Source organism: Streptomyces sp. CS113 (genome assembly GCF_002188365.1).
GTDB lineage: Bacteria > Actinomycetota > Actinomycetes > Streptomycetales > Streptomycetaceae > Streptomyces > Streptomyces tendae.
Genome location: NZ_KZ195574.1, coordinates 470,188 through 486,470 on the forward strand (window position 1 = coordinate 470,188; position 16,283 = coordinate 486,470).

The following is a 16,283-nucleotide window of genomic DNA, read 5'->3' on the forward strand; positions in this document are numbered from 1 at the left end:
CCCTGCCCGTCGAACAAGGAGCGGAATTGAGCGAGCCGGCGTCCATCGCCCTGCAAAAGGAGATCGCCCGGGAACTGGAGGTCGCGGAGACCTTCGACGCCGAGCGGGAGATCGAGCGCCGGGTGGCCTTCCTCGCCGAGCGGCTGACCGCCACCGGTCTGCGTGCCCTGGTGCTCGGGATCAGCGGCGGCGTCGACTCGACCACCGCCGGCAGGCTGTGCCAGCTCGCCGTGGAGCGGGCCCGCGCCGCGGGGCACGAGGCCCGTTTCTACGCCATGCGGCTGCCGCACGGCGTCCAGGCCGACGAGCACGACGCCCAGCTCGCCCTCTCCTTCATCCGGGCCGACCAGGTACTGACCGTGGACATCAAGCCCGCGAGCGACGCGGCGCTCGACGCCCTGCTCGCCGCCGACGTGGCCTTCCGCGACGCCCATCACCAGGACTTCGTGCACGGCAACATCAAGGCCCGGCAGCGCATGATCGCGCAGTACGCGGTAGCGGGGGCGCACGGCGGCCTGGTGGTCGGCACCGACCACGCGGCCGAGGCGGTCTCCGGCTTCTTCACCAAGTTCGGCGACGGCGCCGCCGACCTCGTACCGCTCGCGGGCCTCACCAAGCGCCGGGTGCGCGCCGTCGCGGACGCGCTGGGCGCGCCCGCCGAGCTGGTCCGCAAGGTCCCGACGGCCGACCTGGAGACCCTCGACCCCGGCAAGGCCGACGAGGACGCGCTCGGAGTCACCTACGAGGAGATCGACGACTTCCTGGAGGGCAAGCCGGTGACGGAGCCGGTCTTCGAGACGATCGTCACCCGCTACCGGCAGACCGACCACAAGCGGCGCCTGCCGATCGCTCCCTGACCCGCTCCGTTCACGGTCTCAGTCGGTCGCCGGCCCCGGCGCGAACCCCACGCCGGTCAGCAGCTCCGACACCTCCCACAGGCGGCGGCCGGTGGCGGCATCGGCCGCCGCCGGTGCCGGCCGGACCCGCTTCGGTCCGCCCCGCAGCTCCCCCGGGCCGTCCGGGCCGAAGAACTCGCCGCCGCGCACGCCGGGGTCGGTCGCCGCGTACAGCTGCGGCAGGGCTCCCCGTTCGGCGGACTGGGCTAGCGGCCGCAGGACGCGGCCGAACAGCATCCGCACCATGCCGACCGGTGCGCTCGTCTGGAGGCGGGTGGCGCTGTAGCCGGGGTGCGCGAGCACGCTGCGCACCGGGCTCCCGGCTTCGCTGAGCCGCCGGTGGAGTTCCTGTCCGAAGACGGCGTTCGCGAACTTCGACTGGTTGTAGAACGCCATGGGTGAGTAGCCGCGCTCACCGGTGAGGTCGTCGAGGAAGAGGCGTCCCTGCCGGTGGTTGGTCGACGTCACCGTCACCACCCGGGGGTCCTTGCCCGCCGACAGCCGGTCGAGCAGCAGCCCGGTGAGCGCGAAGTGGCCCAGGTGGTTGCAGGCGAACTGCGACTCGTGCCCCTGGGGGCTCAGCCTCCGGGGCGGCGCCATGATGCCCGCGTTGTTGACGAGCACGTCGATGCGCCGATGTGCGGCACGCACCTCCCGGGCGAAGGCCCGCACCGAGTCGAGGTCGGCCAGGTCGAGCCGGCGCACCTCCAGGCGGGCGTCCGGCTGCCCGGCCAGGAGCAGTTCCACGGCCCGTCGGCCCTTCTCCTCGTCGCGCACGGCGAGGATCACGTGTCCGCCCCGCGCGGCGAGCGCCCGGACGGTCGCCAGGCCCAGGCCGCTGTTGGCTCCGGTGACGACGAACACCCGGGAGCTCTGGTCCCCGATCCGCTCGGCGGTCCAACGTCGCTGCTGTGTCATGCGCCTCACCATGCCGAAGATGGCACTAAGTGTCAACGTTGTTACTTGGTGCCATGGGAGGCATGGAGTTACGATGGCGGGGTGAGCACTCGCCCCGAAGTCAGCCTCGCCCAGCGCAAACGTCAGCTCGTGTCGGACGAACTGACCGAGGCGGCCTTGCAGTTGCTGGCCGCCAAGGGGTTCGACGCGGTCACCATCGACGAGATCGCGTCCGCCGCCGGAGTGTCCAAGAGGACGTTCTTCCGCTACTTCGCCTCCAAGGAGGACGTGGTCGTCCAGTTCCTGACGGACATGGGAGCCGACATCCACCGGGACCTGGCGGCCCGCCCCACCGGGGAGCGACCGTCCCTGGCCCTGCGGAGCGCCCTCTCCGGCCCCCTCGCGACCTGCGCGGATCACTCCGACAGAGCACTGCGGGTGGTCCAGCTGATCCTGCGCACCCCCGCCCTGCACGCACGTTTCCTGGAGCGTCAGGGGCGGTGGCGGGAGGACCTGGCGGCGGAGCTGGCCCGCCGCCCCGACCTCGCCCCCGACCGCGACCTCTACCCCGAGCTGGCCGCCGGGATGGCGCTGACCGCGTTCAACACGGTGCTGCACCGCTGGAGCGACAGCGACGGCACGGCGGACCCCGGGGAGCTGACCGAACGGGCGTTCGCCGTCATCGCCCCGGCGCTTGACGGCACCCCTCGCGAGACCTGAGAGGCACATGTCCTTTATGTGCGGCCGGCCGGGAGTCGACTTAATCTGACCGAGGGGGTGCTCGGACAGTCGACGGCCGGTCACGCCGGCGGAATGTGAGCTTCCATGGCGGACTTCATCGGCGCGGTGGACCAGGGAACCACCAGCACCCGGTTCATGATCTTCGACCACGGCGGCAACGAGGTCGCGAAGCACCAGCTGGAGCACGAGCAGATCCTGCCGCGCTCCGGGTGGGTCGAACACGACCCGGTGGAGATCTGGGAGCGCACCAACTCGGTGATGCAGAACGCGCTGCGCAACGGCGGCCTGTCGGGGACGGACCTGGCGGCCATCGGCATCACCAACCAGCGGGAGACCACGGTGGTCTGGGACCCGCGCACGGGCCGCCCCTACTACAACGCCATCGTGTGGCAGGACACCCGCACCGACGCCATCGCCGCGAACCTGGAGCGGTCGGGCCGGGGCGACGTCATCCGCCGCAAGGCCGGGCTGCCGCCCGCGACGTACTTCTCCGGCGGGAAGATCCAGTGGATCCTGGAGAACGTCGACGGCGTCCGCGAGGCCGCGGAGCAAGGACACGCGGTGTTCGGCAACACCGACTCCTGGGTCCTGTGGAACCTGACCGGCGGCCCCGACGGCGGCATCCACGCCACCGACGTGACCAACGCTAGCCGCACCATGCTGATGAACCTGGAGACGCTCGACTGGGACGACGAACTGCTGGGCTTCTTCGGCATCCCGCGCGGCATGCTGCCCACCATCAACCCGTCCTCGCACCCCGAGGCGTACGGCACGACCCGCACCTCCCGGCCGCTGCGCGCCGCCGTGCCCATCACGGGGGTACTGGGCGACCAGCACGCGGCGACCGTCGGACAGGTCTGCTTCTCGCCCGGCGAGGCCAAGAACACCTACGGCACCGGCAACTTCCTGGTCCTCAACACCGGCACGGAACTGGTCCGCTCCCAGCACGGTCTGCTCACCACCGTGGCCTACCAGTTCGGCGACAACCCGCCGGTCTACGCGCTGGAGGGCTCCATCGCGGTGACCGGGTCGGCGGTGCAGTGGCTGCGCGACCAGATGAAGATCATCAAGACCGCTGCCGAGAGCGAGGAACTCGCCCGCACGGTCGAGGACAACGGCGGGATGTACTTCGTCCCCGCCTTCTCCGGCCTGTTCGCCCCGTACTGGCGCTCCGACGCGCGGGGCGCCATCGTCGGTCTCGCCCGGTACAACGACAACGCACACCTGGCCAGGGCGACGCTGGAGGCCATCTGCTACCAGAGCCGCGACGTCGTCGAGGCCATGGAGCAGGACTCCTCGGTCCACCTGGACGTGCTCAGGGTCGACGGCGGTGTGACCGCCAACGACCTGTGCATGCAGATCCAGGCGGACATCCTCGGCGTCCCCGTCAGCCGCCCGGTCGTCGCCGAGACCACCGCCCTCGGCGCGGCCTACGCGGCGGGACTGGCGACCGGCTTCTGGCGGGACACCGACGAACTGCGCACCCACTGGAGCGAGTCCAGGCGCTGGGAGCCCCAGTGGTCCGAGGAGCGGCGTGCGCAGGGGTACGCGGGCTGGAAGATGGCGGTGGAACGCACGCTCGACTGGGTCAAGGTCCCGGAGAGCTGACGCCGGGGCGGATCACCGGCCGACGGTTCCGGCGGCGTACTCCCACGGACGGTCCGCGGCATGCGGGTCGAGCGCGTGCGGAGCTACGCCGCCGGCCCGTTCCGCGTCCCCGGCGGCGGCCGTCCGCGCTTCCCGGTTGTCCTCGAAGCAGCGCCCCGTGACGCCCTCCACCAACGGGGACGCGGCCGGCAGCACGGAGGTCGCGGCGCCCCGGAGGGTTACAGCAGGGCTGCTCGATGATGTCTCCCGCTCGGCCCTCGCGGCACGGTGCAAAGGCGCCGTCGGCCAGGGACCGCTGGACCACCTCACGCACTGACGCATCGAACCGGCCTCCGGGCGCCTACCGCAACCGGCACCGTACGGGCCGACCGGGCTCCGTTTTCTGGACTTGCCAGTCCATTTTATTCGCCGCACAGTGGCAGCCGCGCCCGGCCGCCGACCGGACGGGGGCGACGGAGAAGCACACGGCTGAGACGGCAGGCAAGGAGCAGGACATGTCGATGCGGCTTGCGGACAGGACCGCACTGGTGACCGGGGCGACCAGCAACATCGGGCGGGCCATCGCGGAGGCCTTCGCGGCCGAGGGGGCCCACGTGGTCGTCTCCGGGCGCAGCGCCGAACGGGGCAAGGAGGTCGTCGAGGGCATCCGCGCCGCCGGCGGCCGGGCCGACTTCGTCCACGCCGACCTGGACGGCAGCGCGGCCGCCTCACGGGCACTGGCCGGCGAGGCGACCCGCGTGCTGGGCGGACGCGTGGACGTGCTGGTCAACAACGCCGGGATCTATCCGCCCGGCACCACGACCGACACCGACGAGGAGACCTTCGACCGGGTCTACGCCGTGAACGTCAAGGCCCCGTTCTTCCTCACCGCGGCCCTGGCACCCGCCATGGCGGAGGCCGGGGGCGGGGCGATCATCAACCTGGGCTCCTGGATCGCGCGCCTGGGCATCCCGGTCGGCTCCCTCTACAGCTCCACCAAGGGCGCCGTGGAGACCCTGACGCGGGCGTGGGCTGCGGAGTTCGGGGCGCGCGGCGTACGGGTGAACGCCATCTCGCCGGGTGTGGTGCAGACGCCCCCGCCCGGCGAGGTCCATCCCGCCGAGGTCATGATGAAGGGCACGCCGGCGGGACGGATGGGCACGCCCGAGGCGATCGCCGGCGCGGCCGTCTACCTGGCCGGCGACGAGTCCTCGTTCGTGCACGGCACCGTGCTCGACGTCGACGGCGGGCGCACCGCGGCGGCCGTCATCGCCGCCTGACACGCGGCACCGCCCGGACCTGGACGGGCCCGGCCCGACCGGGCCCGCGCCGCGTCACCGCGCGGTGGCGCCCGCCTGCCGGAGATCCGCGATCCCCTGGTCGAGGGCGGCCCGCAGATGGGCCGACCGCCCCGTCGAGAGCAGGATGGACACGCCGCCCTGAATGGCCGTCAGCAAGGCGGCCGCCCTGGTGTCCACATCGAGATCGGCGGGGAGAGCGCCGGACGCCTGGAGCGACCTGATGCCCGCCGCGAGGCTCTCCTGCCACTGGCGCAGCAGCTCGACCACGATCGCGCGGGTGCCCGGGGTGGTGCGGCCGATTTGCAGGAACAGCGACCCGAGCGGGCACTGGTCGCCCTGCGTCTCGTAGCGGTCGATCACGACGTCCCGCCATTCCTGCCAGGCCTGCCACGAGTCGAGGCGGCCGAGCTGGGGCTGCTGGTCCTCCAGCACCTGGTCCGCCTCGAACCGGGCCACTTCGACGAGCAGTTCGTCCTTGCCCGCGGGGAAGTAGTGGAACAGCTGGCTCTTGCTGGTGGCGGTCCGCGCCATGATGTCGTCCAGGGTCGTCGAGGCGACGCCCCGCTCCCGCAGCACCGCCGCGGCACCCTCGACGATGCGGCGCCGTGTCGCCCTGCCCTTGGCCGTCAACTCACCGCGCACGCCGCACACCTCGGAAATAGTGGACCGACGGGTCCATCGTACGGGGCCCCGTAGGGTGATCCCATGTCTGCCGGATTGAGCGCGGCGAAAACCCGGGCCGCGCTGCGCACCAGCGCGCGCGTCTCGGGCGAGCTGCTGCTGATACTTGTCATGCTCGCAGTGACCCTGTGGGTCCTCGGCCGTATGTGGTCGGTGGTGTGGCCGCTGCTCGTCGGCCTGCTCCTGACCACGTTGACGTGGCCCCCCGCCCGCTTCCTCCGGCGGCACGGGTGGCGTCCGGCACTGGCCGCCACGGTGGTGACGGTGGCGTTCCTGCTGGTCGTCCTGGGCATCGTGGCACTGATCGCCGTGCCGATGTCCTCCCAGACGGACGAGTTGACCGACGGCGTGGTCGAGGGCATCCAGCGGCTGCGCGAGTGGGCCGCGGGGCCGCCGCTGAACATCGGTGACGACGAGATCACCGGTGCGATGGATTCAGCGGTGGCACGCATCCAGGACAGCGTCGGCAGCATCACCACCGCGGTGGCGACGGGCGTGGGCGCGGTGGTCAACGGCCTGATCACCGCCGTCCTGGGCGTGTTCCTGATGTTCTTCTTCCTCAAGGACGGGCCGCGGTTCCTGCCCTGGCTGGCCCGCCAGTTGCCCGGCCGGCTGGCCACCGACGTCCCGGTCGTCGCGCTGCGCGGCTGGGAGACCCTGGGCTCCTTCGTCCGGTCGCAGGCGCTGGTGGGGCTGCTCGACGCCGTGTTCATCGGCCTCGGCCTGTGGATCCTGGACGTACCGCTGGTGCTGCCGCTGGCGGTGCTGACCTTCGTGTCGGCGTTCGTGCCCATCGTGGGCGCGCTGTTCGCGGGCTTCGTGGCCGTGCTGATCGCCCTGGTGTCGAACGGTCTGACGGACGCGCTCCTCGTGCTCGCGATCATCGTGGTGGTGCAGCAGCTGGAGGGCAACGTCTTCCAGCCCATCCTCCAGAGCCGGGGCCTCGGTCTGCACGCGGCGGTGATCCTCCTGGCGGTGACGCTGGGCGGCAGCCTGTCCGGGATCGTGGGCAGCCTGCTCGCCGTACCCCTCACGGCGCTGATCGCGGTGGTCTGGACCTATGTGCGCGAGCAGTTGACCGACCCGCCCGAGGAGGCGGCGGCCGCCGACGGCTGAGCCTGCGGACGCGTCTCCCGCACGAATCGGGTCGCGGCCGGGCGGGCGGTGGTGTTGGCTGGCCGGCGTGGATCTCTTCTCCCGCTCCTGGTCGGCCCTGCTCGCCGCGGTCGCCGACCTCTCCGACGAGGACTTCGCCCGGCCGTCCGGGTGCGCCGGCTGGCTCGTCCGGGACCTGGTGTGCCACCTGGTCGTCGACGCGCAGGACGTCCTGATCACCCTGGCCACCCCGACCGCCGAGGAGCCGACCCGGGACGCGGTGACCTACTGGCAGGTCGTCGAGCCCCCGACCGGGGACGACCCGCTCGACGCGCTCATCGTCCGCCTGGCCGCCGCCTACGAGCAGCCGGGGCTGCTCAAGTTCCACCTGGACGACGTCGGTTCCGCCGCCGGGCGCGCCGCCGCGCTCGCGGACCCCGCGGGCCGGGTCGGCACCCAGGGTCAGGTGCTCACGGCGGGCGACTACCTCTCCGCGTACGTACTGGAGTGGTCCCTGCACCACCTCGACCTGATCGCACACCTCCCCAAGGCGGCGCCGCCGCCCGCGGCGGGGCTCGAGGGCTCGCGGGAGCTGCTGGAAGGGGTCGTCGGTACGGCGTTCCCCACCACGTTCACCGACCGGGACGCGCTGCTGATCGGCACCGGACGGCGGACGCCGACCGCGGCGGAGGAGGCCGCGCTGGGCGAGTTGGCCGCGCGGCTGCCCTTTCCGGTCGGCTGACCGGCAGGTCCGGGCCCGGCCGCCGCGGGGGTCCGGAAGCCGGCCGGCGGGTCGTCCGATCGGACGACGGGGGTGTCGTCCGTCCGGCGGGCGGGGAGGAGCCGGTGCGTCGACGCCGGCCGGTGCCCCGCGGGTCCAGGCTGGAGGAACACGTCCCCGACCCCGTGGAGCTGTCCCGCCATGACCGCCGAGCCACCCACCCCCGCCGACCTCGCCCTGTCGCAGGCCGTCCGCCGCGGCGACGCCGACGCCGTCCGGGCCGCGCTGCGGGCCGGCGCCGACCGGGAACTGCGCGACGAGCAGGGCCGCACGCCACTGCTCCTGGCGGCCCTGGCCGACCGGGTCGAGGTCGCCGAGGTCCTGGTCGCGGCCGGCGCGGACGTCAACGCGCAGGACACGCGGGACGACAGCGCGTGGCTGGTCACCGGGGTCACGGGCAGCGTCCCGATGATGCGGGCGCTGCTGCCCGGCGGTCCGGACGTCACGCGGACCAACCGCTTCGGCGGCGTCTCGGTCATCCCGGCGAGCGAACGCGGCCACGTGGCCTACGTACGGGCCGTGCTCGCCGAGACGGACATCGACGTGGACCACGTCAACCGGCTCGGCTGGACGGCGCTCCTCGAAGCCGTCGTCCTCGGCAACGGCGACCGCGCGCACCAGGACGTCGTGGCGGCGCTCCTCGCCGCGGGCGCCGATCCCTCGCTGCCGGACGGCGACGGTGTCACGGCCCGTGCCCACGCCGAGCGCAGGGGCTTCGAGGCCATCGCGGACCAGCTGCGGCGGGCCGAGTCGCAAGGCGGCGACGGTCCTCGCGCCAAGGGTGGCCGCCGGTGAACCGGCGTTCCCTCGCGGTCCGCCTCGCCGCACTGGCCGCCGTCACCGCGACGCTGGCCGGATGCGCCTTGGGCGGCGGCGACGGGGCCGCTCCCCCCGGGTCCGCCCCGCCCGGCACCACGGCCCGGCGCACACCCGACTCCGGCGGCACCTCGGCGCCCGCACCCCAAGGCGCCCTGCTGGTCACGGACTTCGGCTCCGACACCGTCACCTTCGTCGACCCCGCCGCGCGGGGCGGGGCGGCCGACCTGGGTTCGGTCCGGGTCGGGACGGCGCCGTACGGGATCGCCCTGGGCGAGGACGGCACGGCGTGGGTGGCGACCGCGGAGGGCGTGGCCGCCGTGGACACCCGCACCCGCGAGCGCACCGCCCTGATTCCCTACCGCACGGACACCGGCCCCGTGACGACCGGCGAATACCGGGGCGGCGGCATGGGCATCGCCCTGTCCCCCGACGGCAGCCGTGTCTACGTCGGGGTCAACGTCCCCGGCGGCACGGGCACGCTGGAGGTCGTCGACACGCAACGGCGGGAGGTGACGCGGGTGGTCCCGGTCGGCCGCCGTCCCTTCGACGTCGACGTCTCGCGCGACGGCCGGCAAGTCTACGCGACCAACCACGACTCGTTCGACGTGAGCGTCGTCGACACCGGCGACGGGACGGCGCGCCGCGTCGAGGTCGCCCCGTACGGCACCGAGGGCGGTCTCGGCTCCTGGCTCAAGCCGCACTACACCGCCGTACGCCCCCGTGACGGCGCCCTGCTGCTGCCCTTCGAGGGCGAGCGCCTCGCGGTGGTCGATCCCGGCACCGGGCGGGTCCGGATCGAGGACATGACCGCCGACACCCACCAGCACGGCGCCACGGCGGGCGCCGACGGCACGCTCTACGTGGTGGGCACCGGACCGATCGACCCGTCCGAGGACGACGGCCCGTCCCTGACCGTCCGCGGGCCCGACGGCGACGAACGGGTCATCCCCCTGGAGGGCCCGCACGAGACCGTGACGCTCTCCGCCGACGGCGGCACCGCCTACGTCTCGGGCGGTTTCACCCGCGACGGCTACTGGAACGGCCTCAGCGTCGTCGACCTCGGTTCCGGCCGGGTGACCCGGCTTCCGGTGGGCGAGCGGCCGCTGGCCGTCGCGGTCCTCGGCGACGAGGAGCCGGGCGGCGCCTGAGCCACCGGGGCCGAAGGGCCCGTGCCCGGACCCGGGAGCGGCCCCTGGCGTCCCGCGCGGCCCGGCAGGTGCGCCGGCGGTGCGGCACCCCGGCACGACGCTCATGACAGTGGCTGCCCTCGCGTAGACTCCCGGCATGGGTCGATGGGAGCCGAACGCGCGGGGCCGCCTGGAGCAGGCGGCGCTGGAGCTGTACGTGGAGCGCGGCTACGAACAGACCCCGGTGGCCGAGATCGCCAGTCGGGCGGGGCTGACGGAGCGGACGTTCTTCCGGCACTTCGCCGACAAGAGAGAGGTCCTCTTCGCCGGCTCCGGCAGGCTGGCCGAGCTGTGCGTGGACGCCGTCGCGGCGGCGCCCCCGACGGCGACGCCGATGGACGCGGTGGCCGCCGCACTCGACGCCGCCGCGGGCGTCTTCGAGGAGCGCGGCGATCTGGTCCGCACCCGGCAGGGCGTCATCGACGCCAACGCCGAGCTGCGGGAGCGGGAACTGATCAAGCTCGCGTCGCTCTCCACCGCCCTCGCCGACGCGCTGCGTGAGCGCGGCGCGGACGAACTGACGGCGGGCCTGACCGCCGAGACCGCGGTCGCCGTGCTCAAGGTCGCCTTCGGGCGCTGGATGGAAGGGGGGCAGGAGCGACCGCTGCGGCCACTGCTCTGCGAGTGCTTCGACGTGCTCCGCACGCTGTCCGCACGGGGTGCGGCGGGCGCCGGTTAGCCCCGCGCTCGGACGCGACCGTCTGCCGCCTCGGGTGAGGCGTACCCGGCGAGGGACGCTCCGCCCGTACGCACTCCGGTGCCTGGGTGTGCCGCACCCGGGCTGACACCGTCCTGGTCCGCTCCCGCCGTCCCGCACAGACTCGGTGACGCAGACAGTTGCGGGACCCTCCACGGGAAGGACATCGACATGACGCGGACCACCAAGGCCGTCCTGGTGACCGGGGCGAGCAGCGGGATCGGCGAGGCGACGGCCCTGCGCCTGGCCGCCGACGGCCACCGTGTGTTCCTGGGCGCGCGCCGCACCGAGCGCCTGGAGAAGCTGGCCGCCCGGATCACCGCCGACGGGGGCACCGCCGGCTTCCGGCGGCTCGACGTCACCGACGCCGCCGACGTGCGGGACTTCGTGTCGGCCGCCGTCGAGCGCTGGGGACGGGTGGACGTGATGGTGAACAACGCCGGAGTGATGCCGCTCTCGCCGCTCTCGGAACTCAAGGTGGACGAGTGGGACCGGATGCTCGACGTGAACGTCCGCGGGGTGCTGCACGGCATCGCGGCCGCCCTGCCGGTCATGCGGCGGCAGGGCGGCGGGCACGTCGTGAACATCGCGTCGGTCGGCGCGTACGAGGTGGTGCCGACCGCCGCCGTCTACTGCGCCACCAAGTTCGCCGTGCGCGCCCTCTCCGAGGGGCTGCGGCAGGAGTCGGCCGGTGACATCCGGGTCAGTGTGGTCTCCCCGGGCGTCACCGAGTCCGAGCTGGCCGACTCCATCTCCGACCCGCGTGCGCGCGAGGACATGAAGACCTACCGCTCGGTGGCGGTTCCGGCCTCCGCGATCGCCGACGCCATCGCCTTCGCCGTGTCCCGGCCCGCCGAGGTGGACGTGAACGAGATCGTGGTGCGTCCGGCCGCCAGCGCGCAGTAGGCGCCCGGCGGATCGCGGCGCCCGGCCGGCCCGCCGGGCCGGTCGGGCAACCGGTGTACAGAAAGCGGCCGTTGCGACGTAGGTTGTGGTCAAGCACCCACGCCTCGGCTGAAAGACGGACCGCACCCATGAGCGACCCCTCGACGACTCCCGGCCACGCCGCGCAGCAGAAGATCGACACGTCTGTGCCGCACTCGGCCCGGATCTGGAACTACTGGCTGGGCGGGAAGGACAACTACCCGGTCGACGAGCAGGCCGGGGACGCGTACACCGCCGTCTTCCCCGGCATCGTCACCGTCGCCCGCAGCAGCCGCGCGTTCCTGCGCCGCAACATCACCCACCTGGTCGCCGAGGCGGGCATCCGGCAGTTCCTGGACATCGGCACCGGTCTGCCGACCGCCGACAACACCCACGAGGTGGCCCAGCGGATCGCGCCCGAGACCCGGATCGTCTACGTCGACAACGACCCGATGGTCCTCGCCCATGCCCGCGCGCTGCTGTACTCCACCCCCGAGGGCGCGACCGCCTACATCGACTCCGACGTCCTCGACCCGGACACCGTCCTCGCGGCGGCCGCCGAGACGCTGGACTTCGGAAAGCCCGTCGCCCTGATCCTCAGCAACATCCTGGGCCACATCCCCGACTACGACCGGGCGCGTTCCGTCGTCGCCCGGCTGACGGCCGCTCTGCCGTCCGGCAGCTACCTGTCGATCAACGACGGCTCGCGCGGCGTCGACCCGGAGTTCGACCGGGCCCAGGACGCCTACAACGAGAGTGGTGCCGCGCCGTACATCCTGCGCACCGTCGACCAGATCACGTCGTTCTTCGACGGTCTGGAACTGGTGGAGCCCGGCGTGGTCCCGGTGACGCAGTGGCGTCCCGAGGAGGGCGCCGACAACCCGAAGCTCATCGGCGAACACGGCGGACTCGCCCGCAAGCCGTGAGGTCCTGACCCGCGCCGGACCGAGAGGAAGCCGCACCATGTCCGCATGGCCGTTGCCCGAGTCGTACCGCAGTGAGGCGGGCACCGTCCGCTGGAACCGGCTGGGCGCCCCGGACGGGCGCCCGCTGGTCCTGCTGCACGGCACGCCCTTCTCCTCGTACGTCTGGCGCGCGGTGGCCCGCTCGCTGGGGCGCCACCATCAGGTCTTCGTGTGGGACATGCCCGGCTACGGGATGTCGGAGAAGCGCGCCGGGCAGGACGTGTCCCTGGCCGCGCAGGGCCGGGTCTTCGCCGAGCTGCTGGACCACTGGGGGCTGGCGGAGCCCCTGGTGGCGGCCCACGACTTCGGCGGTGCCGTCGCCCTGCGGGCGCATCTGCTGCACGGTGCCCGGTACGGGGCGCTCGCCCTGGTCGACCCGGTCGCGCTGGCACCCTGGGGGTCGCCGTTCTTCCGGCTGGTCCGCGACCACGCCGAGGTCTTCGAGCAGCTGCCCGAAGCACTGCACCGGGCGCTGGTGCGCGAGTACGTCGGTTCCACCGGCGGCCCCGGGCCGCACCCGGCGGTCCTGGACCGGCTGGTCGAACCCTGGCTGGGCGAAACGGGGCGGCCGGCCTTCTACCGGCAGATCGCCCAGGCGGACCAGCGGTACACGGACGAGATGCAGGACCGGTATGCCGGGATCGACGTCCCGGTGCTGGTCTGCTGGGGCGAGGACGACACCTGGATCCCCGTGGCCAAGGGACGCGAGCTGGCCGCTCTCGTCCCCAGAGCCCGGTGGGAGCCGATCACCGGTGCGGGCCATCTGGTGCAGGAGGACGCCCCCGCCGAGCTGACGGCCGCCCTGCTCGACTTCTTCCGCCGCGTCCCCTGACGGCGTTCGTCCCGCGGTACGACATGCCACAGGGCGGGGCCCCGGGAAACGACTGTTCCCCGCGGCCCCGCCCTGCTCGGCGATCTCCCGATCAGGCGGGGGTGATGTTCTCCGCCTGCGGGCCCTTCTGGCCCTGGGTGATGTCGAAGGTCACGGCCTGGCCTTCCTGCAGCTCGCGGTAGCCCTGAGCGTTGATGTTGGAGTAGTGCGCGAAGACGTCGGGGCCGCCGCCGTCCTGCGCGATGAAGCCGAAGCCCTTTTCAGAGTTGAACCACTTGACAGTTCCGCTGGCCATGCCTTTTGCCTTTCAGCCGTTATCGGATCCGCACCGCGCGAACCCGGAGGTGGTCGTCCTGGTCCTCCGGCATTGCACAGCAAACCGCCCGCACTCCTGGGCGGGCGGTCTGGGCGAACCACGACATCTGCTGCTGACGCTACACGGCATGTCCGAGCCCCACCAGTGAGTAAGGGGTGTGAGCAGGAACCATGTTGTCGCTCCGAGCCCTCGGCCACCGCTGAGCGGGTCCCCGCTGCGCCATCCGGGGGAGACCGCGAGGCGGCCGCACAACCCGGTTCCTGAAGTGGTCTAGCTATGAAGAGTCCACACACGGAGTCGGAGATCGATATGACCGTCAGCAAAGCGCTGGCCCTGGTGATCGGCGCTGTCCTGTGCACCGGCGTGCTGGCCACCGGCTGCGCCCGGGAGCACGCGGGCACCTCTGCACAGGACGCGCACGCGCCCGGGAGCAGCTCCGCGGCCCCGCGGCCCGCTCCCCCGCGCTCCTTCCCCCGCCCGCTGCCCGGGGTGGGGCCGGTCATGCGGGAGCGCCTCCCGGACGGCACCCGGCAGGCCCTGGTGGTCACCGGCGAGACCGGGAGTTCCTCGGAGGCACAGGTGGTGCTCTACGAGCAGTACCCGGCCGAGGGCTGGCGCGCCGTCGCCGGTCCCTGGCCCGCGCACAACGGCCTGCGCGGCTGGACCGACGACCACGAGGCGGGCGACCTGCACACGCCCATCGGCGTCTTCGGCCTCAGTGACGCCGGCGGTCGGCTGCCCGATCCGGGCACCCTGCTCCCCTACGACGAGGACCCGGAGTTCTCCGTGTCGGGCACCGGGTACCTGGGCGAGCCCCTGGAGGGGTCGTTCGACTACGTGGTCGCCATCGACTACAACCGGGTGCCCGGCACCACCCCGCTGGACAAGACCCGCCCCCTGGGCGAGGACAAGGGGGGCGGGGTCTGGATCCATGTGGACCACGACGGGCCGACCAACGCGTGCGTGTCCCTGAGCGAGGAGCACATGCGGGCGCTGCTGACCGCCCTGGACCCGGACAAGGAGCCGGTGGTCGTCATGGGCCCGCGGGAGGTGCTGGCGCGGTAGGACGCCCCTGGGACGGCGCCGTACGGCGGGCCGGGGACGGCGCCGTACGGCGGGCCGGTCCGGGTGCCGTGCTCAGCCGACCGGCGGCATGTCGGTGGGCGCCGAGTCGAGGCCGGGCCTGCGCTCGCGCCAGGCGCCCCGGGTGAAGTCGGGCATCTCGACGGGGCGGCCGCCCCGGGCCAGCGACGCGACGCTGAGCGGAACGGGCGAGCACCAGGCGGCCGAGTCGTAGACGTCGATGTCCGGCACCAGCCCCGCGCGCATCAGCTGGACGGTGCGCCACTGCAATACGTAGTCCATGCCGCCGTGGCCGCCGTTGTTCGCGGCGTCGTCGCCGACCTTCTGCCACAGCCAGTGGTCGTACTCCTTGCGGTAGGTCTCGAAGTCCCGCCAGCTGTGGCCGCTGTGGTCCGGCTCGACGTAGATGCGGGCGCCGGTCGGGGCGGGTCCGGCGTAGTCCTCGACGATGCCGCGGCTGCCGGCGAGGGTGTTGATCCGGCTGTAGGGCCGGGGCGAACTCACGTCGTGCTCGGCCCGGATGGTCCTGCCCTGTGCCGTCTCGATCATGCAGGTGACCAGGTCACCGTTGATGTAGGTCTCCTTCCAGGACGGGTGGTCGCGCGGGACGAAGCGGGCCCGGTAGTCGGCCAGTCCCTTCGGGGCCGTCGCGGTGGCGCGCAGGGTGGTCATGCGGTCGCCGCGGTTGACGTCCATGGCCGCCGCGATCGGGGCGAGACCGTGCATCGGGTAGAAGGAGGCGGTGCTGCGGGTGTGCCACAGCCGCCGCCAGGAGTCGGTGTAGTAGGTGTCCGAGAAGAGGAGTTCGCGCAGGTCGTGCAGATAGCCGCCGTGGCCGTTGGTGAGGTCGCCGAACAGGCCGTCGTGCGCCGCCTTCAGCATGGCCAGTTCGTTGCGGCCGTAGTTGCAGTTCTCGGACAGGAGCAGGTGCCTGCGGGTGCGCTCGGAGGTGTCGACGAGGTCCCACAGCTGGCGCAGTTCCGTCGCGACGGGGAGTTCGACGACGGCGTGCCTGCCGCTGAGGAGCGCGGCCCGGCCGTGCTCGTGGTGGAACTCCCAGGGTGTGGCGACGTACACCAGGTCGATGTCGTCGCGGCGGAGCATCTGGGCGTAGGAGTCGGCGGAGCCGCCGTACTCGGCGGGGCGCGGATGGCCCTTGCTCTCCAGGCGGTCGGCGGCGCGCCTGGCCCGGTCGGCGCGGATGTCGCAGACGGCGGTCACGGTGCAGCCGGGCACGGCCGCCCAGCCGGTGATCATGCCGCTTCCCCGGTTGCCGAGGCCGATGACCCCGACGCGGACGGTTCTGTGGGCGGCGAAGGGCACGCCGATCATCGACTTCTGGCCGGGCCGGCGGCGGGGCGCCTGCCCGTCCGCGGCCGACGCGGACGGGGCCGCGGCCCCGATCCCGGCCGCGAGGGCGCCGGAGGCGGCGGCCGAGCCGAGGAGCAGACGGCGCGAGAGGGAAGGGGGTTGGGACATGA

17 protein-coding genes are annotated in these 16,283 nt (G+C 73.0%); 13 read left to right on the forward strand and 4 right to left on the reverse strand.

Going from position 1 to position 16,283, the window contains the following annotated elements:
* The first annotated feature begins 26 nt into the window (after positions 1–26).
* Positions 27–857, forward strand: a complete 831-nt coding sequence (gene nadE / locus B9W62_RS01770; RefSeq protein WP_087804477.1) for an ammonia-dependent NAD(+) synthetase — start codon at positions 27–29, stop codon at positions 855–857.
* Positions 858–875: 18 nt separating this feature from the next.
* Here nadE and B9W62_RS01775 read toward each other — a convergent pair whose 3' ends face one another.
* A complete protein-coding gene (locus B9W62_RS01775) occupies positions 876–1,814 on the reverse strand; it encodes an oxidoreductase (RefSeq protein WP_087804479.1) in 939 nt (312 codons plus the stop codon).
* Positions 1,815–1,895: 81 nt separating this feature from the next.
* Between B9W62_RS01775 and B9W62_RS01780 the strand changes: the two genes are divergently transcribed.
* The 3 genes from B9W62_RS01780 to B9W62_RS01795 all read left to right on the forward strand — a co-directional run bounded on the left by B9W62_RS01780 (position 1,896) and on the right by B9W62_RS01795 (position 5,401).
* Positions 1,896–2,513, forward strand: coding sequence for a TetR family transcriptional regulator (locus tag B9W62_RS01780; RefSeq protein ID WP_179235302.1), 618 nt, complete (start codon positions 1,896–1,898; stop codon positions 2,511–2,513).
* A 105-nt stretch (positions 2,514–2,618) separates the two neighbouring features.
* Complete coding sequence (glpK, locus tag B9W62_RS01785) at positions 2,619–4,142, forward strand: glycerol kinase GlpK (protein ID WP_087804481.1); 1,524 nt, start codon at positions 2,619–2,621, stop codon at positions 4,140–4,142.
* Positions 4,143–4,636: 494 nt separating this feature from the next.
* Positions 4,637–5,401, forward strand: a complete 765-nt coding sequence (locus B9W62_RS01795) for an SDR family NAD(P)-dependent oxidoreductase (RefSeq protein WP_179235303.1) — start codon at positions 4,637–4,639, stop codon at positions 5,399–5,401.
* 54 nt (positions 5,402–5,455) lie between these two features.
* Here B9W62_RS01795 and B9W62_RS01800 read toward each other — a convergent pair whose 3' ends face one another.
* Entirely contained in the window at positions 5,456–6,064 is a 609-nt protein-coding gene (locus B9W62_RS01800; RefSeq protein ID WP_087804483.1) for a TetR/AcrR family transcriptional regulator, read from the reverse strand.
* 63 nt (positions 6,065–6,127) lie between these two features.
* Here B9W62_RS01800 and B9W62_RS01805 point away from each other — a divergent pair, with 63 nt between their 5' ends.
* From B9W62_RS01805 to B9W62_RS01840, 8 genes are all read left to right on the forward strand, one after another.
* Positions 6,128–7,219, forward strand: coding sequence for an AI-2E family transporter (locus tag B9W62_RS01805; protein WP_087804485.1), 1,092 nt, complete (start codon positions 6,128–6,130; stop codon positions 7,217–7,219).
* Positions 7,220–7,286: 67 nt separating this feature from the next.
* The gene (locus tag B9W62_RS01810) at positions 7,287–7,940 is read left to right on the forward strand and encodes a maleylpyruvate isomerase N-terminal domain-containing protein (protein ID WP_087804487.1); all 654 of its coding nucleotides are present in this window, start codon (positions 7,287–7,289) and stop codon (positions 7,938–7,940) included.
* A gap of 180 nt (positions 7,941–8,120) precedes the next feature.
* Entirely contained in the window at positions 8,121–8,774 is a 654-nt protein-coding gene (locus B9W62_RS01815; protein ID WP_087804489.1) for an ankyrin repeat domain-containing protein, read from the forward strand.
* A complete protein-coding gene (locus tag B9W62_RS01820) occupies positions 8,771–9,946 on the forward strand; it encodes a YncE family protein (RefSeq protein WP_087804491.1) in 1,176 nt (391 codons plus the stop codon). Before B9W62_RS01815 ends, B9W62_RS01820 begins: the two co-directional genes overlap by 4 nt.
* A gap of 136 nt (positions 9,947–10,082) precedes the next feature.
* Complete coding sequence (locus B9W62_RS01825) at positions 10,083–10,664, forward strand: TetR/AcrR family transcriptional regulator (protein ID WP_087804493.1); 582 nt, start codon at positions 10,083–10,085, stop codon at positions 10,662–10,664.
* A gap of 189 nt (positions 10,665–10,853) precedes the next feature.
* Entirely contained in the window at positions 10,854–11,588 is a 735-nt protein-coding gene (locus tag B9W62_RS01830) for an SDR family oxidoreductase (protein ID WP_087804495.1), read from the forward strand.
* A gap of 128 nt (positions 11,589–11,716) precedes the next feature.
* Positions 11,717–12,532 (forward strand): SAM-dependent methyltransferase, encoded by an 816-nt coding sequence (locus tag B9W62_RS01835; protein WP_087804497.1) that lies wholly within the window; start codon positions 11,717–11,719, stop codon positions 12,530–12,532.
* Positions 12,533–12,569: 37 nt separating this feature from the next.
* Entirely contained in the window at positions 12,570–13,403 is an 834-nt protein-coding gene (locus B9W62_RS01840; protein ID WP_087804498.1) for an alpha/beta fold hydrolase, read from the forward strand.
* Positions 13,404–13,494: 91 nt separating this feature from the next.
* On the opposite strand, the gene B9W62_RS01845 is transcribed toward B9W62_RS01840, so the two are convergent.
* Positions 13,495–13,698 (reverse strand): cold-shock protein, encoded by a 204-nt coding sequence (locus tag B9W62_RS01845; protein ID WP_003978336.1) that lies wholly within the window; start codon positions 13,696–13,698, stop codon positions 13,495–13,497.
* 330 nt (positions 13,699–14,028) lie between these two features.
* Between B9W62_RS01845 and B9W62_RS01850 the strand changes: the two genes are divergently transcribed.
* The gene (locus B9W62_RS01850; RefSeq protein WP_087804500.1) at positions 14,029–14,784 is read left to right on the forward strand and encodes a hypothetical protein; all 756 of its coding nucleotides are present in this window, start codon (positions 14,029–14,031) and stop codon (positions 14,782–14,784) included.
* Positions 14,785–14,856: 72 nt separating this feature from the next.
* Here B9W62_RS01850 and B9W62_RS01855 read toward each other — a convergent pair whose 3' ends face one another.
* Positions 14,857–16,281 (reverse strand): Gfo/Idh/MocA family protein, encoded by a 1,425-nt coding sequence (locus B9W62_RS01855; RefSeq protein ID WP_087804502.1) that lies wholly within the window; start codon positions 16,279–16,281, stop codon positions 14,857–14,859.
* Positions 16,282–16,283 lie beyond the last annotated feature (2 nt).

Excerpts from the sequence above, each read along its gene's own strand:
- B9W62_RS01850 (WP_087804500.1), top strand. The coding sequence starts at position 14,029 with ATGACCGTCAGCAAAGCGCTGGCCCTGGTGATCGGCGCTGTCCTGTGC.
- B9W62_RS01795 (WP_179235303.1), top strand. The coding sequence starts at position 4,637 with ATGTCGATGCGGCTTGCGGACAGGACCGCACTGGTGACCGGGGCGACC.
- B9W62_RS01855 (WP_087804502.1), bottom strand. The coding sequence starts at position 16,281 with ATGTCCCAACCCCCTTCCCTCTCGCGCCGTCTGCTCCTCGGCTCGGCC.
- B9W62_RS01805 (WP_087804485.1), top strand. The coding sequence starts at position 6,128 with ATGTCTGCCGGATTGAGCGCGGCGAAAACCCGGGCCGCGCTGCGCACC.
- B9W62_RS01835 (WP_087804497.1), top strand. The coding sequence starts at position 11,717 with ATGAGCGACCCCTCGACGACTCCCGGCCACGCCGCGCAGCAGAAGATC.
- B9W62_RS01830 (WP_087804495.1), top strand. The coding sequence starts at position 10,854 with ATGACGCGGACCACCAAGGCCGTCCTGGTGACCGGGGCGAGCAGCGGG.
- glpK (WP_087804481.1), top strand. The coding sequence starts at position 2,619 with ATGGCGGACTTCATCGGCGCGGTGGACCAGGGAACCACCAGCACCCGG.
- B9W62_RS01840 (WP_087804498.1), top strand. The coding sequence starts at position 12,570 with ATGTCCGCATGGCCGTTGCCCGAGTCGTACCGCAGTGAGGCGGGCACC.
- B9W62_RS01845 (WP_003978336.1), bottom strand. The coding sequence starts at position 13,698 with ATGGCCAGCGGAACTGTCAAGTGGTTCAACTCTGAAAAGGGCTTCGGC.
- B9W62_RS01775 (WP_087804479.1), bottom strand. The coding sequence starts at position 1,814 with ATGACACAGCAGCGACGTTGGACCGCCGAGCGGATCGGGGACCAGAGC.
- B9W62_RS01815 (WP_087804489.1), top strand. The coding sequence starts at position 8,121 with ATGACCGCCGAGCCACCCACCCCCGCCGACCTCGCCCTGTCGCAGGCC.
- B9W62_RS01825 (WP_087804493.1), top strand. The coding sequence starts at position 10,083 with ATGGGTCGATGGGAGCCGAACGCGCGGGGCCGCCTGGAGCAGGCGGCG.